This window comes from uncultured Rikenella sp., from assembly GCF_948810725.1.
Lineage (GTDB): Bacteria > Bacteroidota > Bacteroidia > Bacteroidales > Rikenellaceae > Rikenella.
The window spans coordinates 1-3803 of sequence record NZ_CAQIVA010000083.1; the positions used below are offsets into that span (position 1 = coordinate 1).

General features: G+C 58.6%; 3 protein-coding genes. 1 reads left to right on the plus strand and 2 read right to left on the minus strand.

Features of this window, described 5'->3' with window-relative positions; translation table 11 throughout:
• Positions 1-490: 490 nt before the first annotated feature.
• Together Q9S52_RS10540 and tsaD are read right to left on the minus strand one after the other, a co-directional pair.
• Entirely contained in the window at positions 491-1843 is a 1353-nt protein-coding gene (locus Q9S52_RS10540) for a sodium-dependent transporter (RefSeq protein ID WP_300729097.1), read from the minus strand.
• 58 nt (positions 1844-1901) lie between these two features.
• Positions 1902-2933 (minus strand): tRNA (adenosine(37)-N6)-threonylcarbamoyltransferase complex transferase subunit TsaD, encoded by a 1032-nt coding sequence (tsaD, locus tag Q9S52_RS10545; protein ID WP_304709080.1) that lies wholly within the window; start codon positions 2931-2933, stop codon positions 1902-1904.
• Between the two features lie 150 nt (positions 2934-3083).
• Between tsaD and Q9S52_RS10550 the strand changes: the two genes are divergently transcribed.
• Complete coding sequence (locus Q9S52_RS10550) at positions 3084-3536, plus strand: copper resistance protein NlpE N-terminal domain-containing protein (RefSeq protein ID WP_297625110.1); 453 nt, start codon at positions 3084-3086, stop codon at positions 3534-3536.
• Positions 3537-3803 lie beyond the last annotated feature (267 nt).

The window sequence follows — 3803 nt, forward strand, 5'->3', positions numbered from 1 at the left end:
TCGCCGCCACCCCACGCGGCGGACTGCAACTCGTCGGAGCTCGTTGCACTCCCCGCTGGCGGCGAACCGCTTAAACTGAGGACGCATCGGCGGCGCTTGTAGCTGGTAAGTACGGGTCGGCCGCCCGGGAGGTATCGCAATTTTCGACGCGGAGCGGCGTGTTGCGGGCCTCCCGAGGGGGAGGCGTCCGGCCCGCGCGGTTCTTCGAACCGCAGGGATGCACTGAAAACGCAATTAGGGTAACTCCAGCCCTTTGCCCACCGCGGGCCCGCGGCGTTTATTCCGAGAGGCAACGCAACTGAAGACCGTAGCCACGATAATCCGGACTACTGAGGGTGAGGTATTCGGTTCGAAAACTTAAGTTCAAACATCGCATGAATAGATTACCCCCAGCTGGCGTGTAAGACCAACCGGAACCGTGGTTTCCTATGTATGATGCCAAACCCGTAGAACAATAGCGGTAGCCCGGGGCGGGGCCGCTGAGCAGCAGTTAGCCCCCGATCAGATTCAGCTTGCTCAGAAAGATGAGCGCCACCGCAATCGGCGCGATGAACCGAATCACGAAACGGAACAACGGATAGATCCGGTTGTTGTACCGCCCGTCCGACGTGAACGTCTTGCGGAACCGTTTCGGCGAGAGCCGCCACCCCGCGAAGATCACGATCAACAGACCGCCGATCGTCATCAGATAGTTCGACGAAAGCATGTCCAGAAAGTCGAACACATTGTATTTTCCGATCATCAGCCGCGAGCCCTCCACCTGTGACAGCGCGCAGAGCGACGACACGAAAAACAAGGCACAGAGCAGCCACACCACCGCCCGCCGCCGCTTCAGCTGAAACTCCTCCATCAGGTAATTCGTCATCATCTCGAAAATCGAGACCATTGACGTCAGCGCCGCGATGCTGATCAACAGGAAAAACAGAATCCCCACATACTGTCCCCCCGTCATCTTGGCGAACACGTTGGGCAGCGTCAGGAAGATCAGATCCGGCCCCTGCGTCGGACTGATGCCGAACGTGAAGACCGCCGGAAAGATCGCGATCCCCGAGATAATGGCGATCGACGTGTCGATCAGCGTGACGATCCCCTTCGACCGGAGCATGTTTTCAGACTTCGTGACGTAAGAGCTGTAAGTAATCATCACCCCCATCCCCAGACTGAGCGTAAAAAAGACCTGTCCCATCGCGTCCAGCACCGTGTTGGCCGTGATTTTCGAGAAATCGGGCCGGAACAGGAACGCCATCCCCTCGCGAAACCCGTCCAGCGTGAACGAATTGACGCACAGCACCAGCAGAATCCCCAACAAAAGCGGCATCAGGATTTTGTTCCACCGTTCGACCCCCTTCTCCACCCCCTTGAGGATGACCACCGCCGTCAGCCCCAGAAAAACTCCCGAAAGCAGAATCGGCTGCCAGCCGCTGTTCCGGAACGCCCGGAACCCGGCCGCAATCTCCTCGTAACTCTGCCCCGCGTGCGCGTTGAGCACCGCGTCGAACAGAAAACGCAGGCTCCATCCCGCGATCACGCTGTAGAACCCCAGGATACAGAATCCGGCCGTCACCCCCATGTATCCCACCAGATACCACTTCGTTTTCGGCGCCAGATAGCGGAACGCCCCCACCGCTCCCCGCCGCGAAGCCCGACCGAGGATGAACTCGCTCAGAATCAACGGCAGTCCGACCGCCAGAATCAAAAACAGGTAGAGCAGCAGGAAAGCCGCCCCGCCGTTCACCCCCGCCAGATAGGGAAAACGCCAGATATTGCCCAGTCCGACCGCCGAACCGACGACGGCCATCATGGAACCGAAACTGCTGGTGAATGCGCCTCGTTGTTCTTTCATGCAAATTTCAAGAAGAGAGTGAATCGGGCGGAAATCCGCCCGGTTTCGAAAAAAAACGTTACATCTCAGCCGCCCGGGCCGCCGGCGCCATGCTCAGGTCGGCAAACTCTTCGCGGAGGTATTTGTAGTAACCCGTGATGGCGATCATCGCCGCATTGTCGGTGGTCAGCGAGATGGGCGGAATATAGGTCGTCCATCCGTATCGTTCCCCCGCCGCCTCGATCGCCTCGCGCAGTCCCGAGTTGGCCGATACGCCTCCCGCCACGGCGATCTCCGTGATGTCGTACTGCTTGGCCGCCCGGACGAGTTTGTTCATCAGGATGTCGACGATCGTCGCCTGCAACGAGGCGCAGAGGTCGGCCTTGTGGTGTTCGATGAACTCCGGATCGTCCGCCACGCGGTCGCGCAGGAAGTAGAGGAACGAGGTCTTCAGCCCGCTGAAGCTGTAGTCGAATCCCGGCACCGACGGTTTGGCGAATTTGAAGGCGTGCGGATCGGCCCCCTCGCTCCGCGCCAGCCGGTCGATCAGCGGCCCTCCCGGATAGGGAAGCCCCATGACTTTCGCACACTTGTCGAAAGCCTCCCCCGCCGCATCATCAATAGTCGTGCCGATAATTTCCATGTCGAGGTAGTCGCGCACGAGAACGATCTGCGAGTTCCCGCCCGACACGAGCAGGCAGAGGAACGGGAATTTCGGTTTCGGCGCCTCCTCTTCTCCCGGTCGCGTGACGAAGTGGGCCAGCACATGCCCCTGCAGGTGATTGACCTCCATCAGGGGTGTGTCCTGCGCCAGCGAGAATCCCTTGGCGAAGGAGACCCCCACGAGCAGCGATCCGAGGAGTCCCGGCCCGCGGGTGACGGCGATTCCGTCGATCTCGGCCGGCGTCACGCTTGCCTCTTTCAGTGCGGCATCGATCACCGGAACGATGTTTTGTCCGTGCGCCCGCGAGGCCAGTTCGGGAATCACGCCGCCGTATTGGGCGTGGACGGCCTGCGAGGCGATGACGTTCGACAGCAGCACGCCGTCGCGGATCACGGCGGCGGAGGTGTCGTCGCACGAGGATTCTATGCCGAGAATGGTGATTTCCATAGGGTTATCCGTGTAGGCTAAAATACAAAGATACGAAATCCTCGGTTTGTCTTGCTTATTTGCTTGTGGGGTTGCGATTTTTCTTCGGAGGGGTGACGTTTGGCTCGATTTTTGCACTGTTTCGGCTGTTCGACATTAAAAGTTTGGCTTATGAAAAGGACGATTTTATGGGGGTTATGTTCAGTGTTGGCGCTCGGTATGTGGAGTTGCGGCGGCTCGGGTTCTCGCACGGCGGTTGCTGTGGAGGATACGGTATTCCGGCATTATGTGGGGACGATTCCGGCGGCGGACGGCCCGGGGATTACGATGGATTTGACGTTGAAGCAGGCGGAGGATTCGACGGGGGGCGATTATTCGCTGGCCATGACCTATTTGGAGGCGGTGGACGGTCAGGATCGGACTTATCGGTCGTTGGGTACGTGGAGTGTGGAGCAGGGGATTCCGGCAGATTCGGCAGCGGTCTATTATCGGCTGGTGGAGTCGAGTCCTTGGGCGGATACGCTGAATTTTCTCTATCTGGGGGACAGTGTGATGTTGTTGGGGACGGATTTGTCGAAGCCGATGTCGAAACTGAACTATTCGTTGGTGCAGGTAGGGGAGTAGGGGGAGAGTGAGTTTTTGTTCGTGCTCGACGGATGCCCGTCGAGCTTTTTTTTGTTCGTGTCGTTGCTTGGTAATTTGGGCGGAGGCTGCCGCATTGGTTAAGGCCGTCGGCATTTTGAGGATGCGTAAGCATCCGTCTAAAGTTTGGCTACACCTTCCTCCTTGCACCTCGGCCATTCAAACAAGTTTGATGGCTCTCGGTTGCTGCGTCGGTTCTTTGGTTCTTTCTGTTCACAGAAAGAACAGTACCAGCCGGGGCAATGCAAA